This is a genomic window from Pseudomonas sp. HY2-MNA-CIBAN-0224 (assembly GCF_040310285.1).
Lineage (GTDB): Bacteria > Pseudomonadota > Gammaproteobacteria > Pseudomonadales > Pseudomonadaceae > Aquipseudomonas > Aquipseudomonas helleri.
Genome location: NZ_JBEOPQ010000186.1, coordinates 1 through 446 on the forward strand (window position 1 = coordinate 1; position 446 = coordinate 446).

The window sequence follows — 446 nt, forward strand, 5'->3', positions numbered from 1 at the left end:
GAATAAGTGTCTTCATGCAGACCCAGTTTATGTGCAAGGTTCATATTGACGGGAATATTGGCCGCCGAACTACGGGTAAAGAAGGCGGTAATACCAGATTCGCGCAGGCAAGTGAATACCAGTGGGTAAGGGTTTTTGCCCGTCTTAATCAGCACGATAATGGGGTTGGCGACCAAGGCGATAAATAGCATACAACCGACCAGTACCATTAAGATACGCGCATAACCCGCTAATGCACCAAAGCCTGTCTCCGCGACGGTATTGGCAACTAGACCTAAGATACCAAAGGGCGCTAGAGCAATGACCCATTTCACAACTTGCGAGATAGCATCCGCAAAATCACCGACGACAGTACGAGCCGTATCACTGGCTTGACGCAGCGCAAAGCCAATGATGATTGCCCACGCTAATATACCGATATAGTTGGCTTCAGCGATGGCGTTGAT

1 protein-coding gene is annotated in these 446 nt (G+C 49.1%); it reads right to left on the reverse strand.

What is annotated here, in order from left to right:
- A partial coding sequence (locus AAEZ03_RS25965) for a cation:dicarboxylate symporter family transporter (protein ID WP_350582604.1) occupies positions 1–446 on the reverse strand: 446 nt, incomplete at both ends.